Here is a 2,828-nt window from a genome sequence, read left to right as displayed (position 1 = left end):
TGAGATGCGTTTTGATCTGTGCGCCTTTGCAGGCTTTGACATTCATATCCTTCAACGCCCCGGAGCAGCCGAAAGCTTCCCAGATGCAAGCACGGCAGCGGCAAAAAAGCGCTTTGCTGAAATGTCGACAGCGCGGCGTGATGAGCTTACGAGCAATGTCGTCTTTGGCCTGCCGGGCGCTGCCGGGAATTTCAGCTTGGCCGATGTGCGCGCCCATCTGGTAGAATATGCCAAGATGCAGCCTGGCACCTTGCGCAAACATCTGGTGGATTTTCTGGCCGAAGTCGTACCGGAGGCTGAAAAGTTGGGCCTGCGCTTGTGCTGCCACCCTGATGATCCGCCTTTCCCACTTATGGGCTTGACGCGTGTCATGTCGACCGAGGCTGATTACCGCGCCATTATCGCCGCGGTTGATCTGCCTGCAAACGGGATAACCCTATGCTCCGGATCTTTGGGCGCGCGCGCAGATAACGATCTGCCGGGCATGATGGGACGTTTGGGGGATCGCGTGCATTTTCTGCATCTTCGCAACGTAACGCGAGAGAGTGACAGCACGCCATCCTCCTTCTATGAGGCAGAGCATTTGGGTTGTGACACCGACATGGTGGCTTTGATTAAGGCCATTCTGGCCGAAGAGAAGAAGCGCAAAGCCTCTGGCCGCAGTGACGCCACTATCCCCTTCCGACCAGATCACGGCCAGAATATTTTGGATGATCTGACCCGTCAAACGCAACCTGGCTATCCCGCCATTGGCCGCCTCAAAGGACTGGCCGAGTTGCGCGGCGTGATGATGGCGTTGGAGCATGATGATAGGGTAAGGCATTGATGCGCCTGTCGTTAAGCACGCTTCGCGACCTGCCAGATGCACTTAAGCCGGGCTATGACGCGGCGGCGCATGGTGTTGGTATTCTTCATCTGGACGTAGGTGCATTCCACCGCGCGCATCAGGCGATCTATACCGATGCCGCCCTTGCGGCCCAAGGCGGCGATTGGCGCATTGTCGGTGTCAGTCTGCGCTCCACAGAAATCGTGGATGCATTGGCGGCACAAGACGGGCATTTCACACTAACCGAGCGTGGCGGCGGCCCCGACCAGACCCATGTTATCGTCTAAATCGTCGAAGCAATTGCCGCCAGTCGGAATGCGGAGGCGGTCCGCGCAGCATTTGCGCGGCCAGAAATCCGCGTGGTGACCCTGGCCCATCACCGAAGCCGGCAAGCTATATGCAGCTATTTACCGCGACAGGGGCAATCCCGGCGCAGCCGTGCACCGCACACCGCCTCGAACGCCTTGGTTTCGTGGAAAATTTTATCAGCGCAAATAAGCCGTTTTGGGTGAACCAACTTGATGCTGGTGCGAGTGTCATCTGGGATGCAGCGCTGTCGCGTCTGCTTTATCACATAGCCGTTTTTGTGACCGAAGGCATCTCCGCCAATCTTTGGCAGGACGACGCGCAACAGGCTTAGGTTTCCCCCCGTGATGCGGGTCGCCATAAACCGCGCGTTCGCGCTAAAGGAAATCATCACGGCGCGGCGTGAAGCTGTCCACAAGCTGGCCGGGTTCCAGACAGACACAGCCATGCACCGCTTGCGAAGGCACGATAAAGCTGGCGCCGGTGCTGACCTCAATGAATTTGTCAGCGACAGTGAATCGGAACCGCCCGCTATGGACAAATGTTGATTGCACATGGGGGTGGCTGTGCAACGCACCAACCGCCCCCTCCTTGGCAAACCGAAACGCCACGACCATCAACTCGGGATGATCAGAGAGGACTTGTCGAGTGGTGTTTTCGCCGGTTGTGACGATTGGAAAATCACTCATGGCGCCAGATCCTTGCCCTAAACATTCAGATCAACTGAACAGCATTCCACCGTTGATGTCTACATTGGCCCCTGTGATAAAAGCACTGTCGTCGCTGGCAAGGAACACGACAAGGTTTGCAATATCCACCGGAACACCTTGGCGTTTCAATGGCGTTGCGTTCTCGACATTCTTGCGAACCTCAGGTTTGGTGTGGACGTTGTGGAAATCTGTGTCGATCATGCCGGGGCAAAGCGCGTTCACCCGCACATTCGGGCCAAGCTCTTTGGCCAGACCTCTTGTCATTGTCATAACCGCGCCTTTGGCCGCGCCATAGGCGACCGATCCCGGCCCACCGCCATCGCGCCCTGCTTGGCTGGCAAGATTAACGATCGCCCCCGATTTCAAATGCGGCAGGCAGGCTTTGGTCATCAAAAAGATGCTGGTCAAGTTCAAGTCCATGACCGCATTCCAATGGTCCAGCGACATTTCTGCAATCGTTTTGCGCGCAATTAGACCGCCGGTATTGTTCACCAGAATATCGACGCCGCCAAACTCTGCCACCGTCTTGGCCACCAGCGCGTCAACGCCAGCTTGCGTGTTCAGATCACCCTGAAGCGCAAATGCCTTGCCGCCTGCTGCAATGATCTCGGCGACGGCACTGTCCGCGCCTGCACTGCTGGAGAAATAGTTGATGGCGACATTTGCGCCTTCTTCAGCCAGACGTATGGCGCACGCCCGTCCGATATCTCGCCCGCCGCCGGTGATGATCGCCGTTTTGCCCGCAAGTTTCATGTAATTCCCTTCCTATGCCGTGATTTAGTCGGCGGTGCCGACATCGAATACCTAGGGCTGAACAGTTGAAATTTGACATGCTGATGCTTTTGCATCCCGACCCATGCCATAGCTTTCTGCCCTCACCGCCCTATACTTCCCAAACACGATATCCAAACCTCGAATCTCTGTGCATCTTGAGAACTACTATGCTAGTATTCTAACTGCTATGCTAGTATTTTCTACAACATATT

The 2,828-nt window shown here is 56.1% G+C and carries 5 protein-coding genes; 3 read left to right on the top strand and 2 right to left on the bottom strand.

All coding sequences use genetic code 11. The features are described from left to right. The 3 genes from uxuA to L0H65_RS17690 form a co-directional block, all read left to right on the top strand. A partial coding sequence (uxuA, locus tag L0H65_RS17700) for a mannonate dehydratase (protein WP_301460542.1) occupies positions 1 to 826 on the top strand: 826 nt, incomplete at its 5' end. Next, complete coding sequence (locus L0H65_RS17695) at positions 826 to 1,113, top strand: hypothetical protein (protein ID WP_301460541.1); 288 nt, start codon at positions 826 to 828, stop codon at positions 1,111 to 1,113. The genes uxuA and L0H65_RS17695, both read left to right, overlap by 1 nt. A 221-nt stretch (positions 1,114 to 1,334) precedes the next feature. After that, positions 1,335 to 1,466, top strand: coding sequence for a hypothetical protein (locus tag L0H65_RS17690; protein ID WP_301460540.1), 132 nt, complete (start codon positions 1,335 to 1,337; stop codon positions 1,464 to 1,466). A 43-nt stretch (positions 1,467 to 1,509) separates the two neighbouring features. Here the strand turns inward: L0H65_RS17690 and L0H65_RS17685 are convergent, their stop codons facing one another. Both L0H65_RS17685 and L0H65_RS17680 read right to left on the bottom strand, forming a co-directional pair. Further along, the gene (locus L0H65_RS17685; RefSeq protein WP_301460539.1) at positions 1,510 to 1,821 is read right to left on the bottom strand and encodes a cupin domain-containing protein; all 312 of its coding nucleotides are present in this window, start codon (positions 1,819 to 1,821) and stop codon (positions 1,510 to 1,512) included. Positions 1,822 to 1,851: 30 nt separating this feature from the next. Beyond that, positions 1,852 to 2,595, bottom strand: a complete 744-nt coding sequence (locus L0H65_RS17680) for an SDR family NAD(P)-dependent oxidoreductase (RefSeq protein ID WP_301460538.1) — start codon at positions 2,593 to 2,595, stop codon at positions 1,852 to 1,854. Positions 2,596 to 2,828 lie beyond the last annotated feature (233 nt).

The organism is Pseudorhodobacter sp. (genome assembly GCF_030452865.1).
In the GTDB taxonomy this organism is placed as follows: Bacteria; Pseudomonadota; Alphaproteobacteria; order Rhodobacterales; family Rhodobacteraceae; genus Pseudorhodobacter.
Note: the sequence above shows the minus strand (reverse complement) of the source record. Positions and strands in the feature narration are given on the sequence as shown.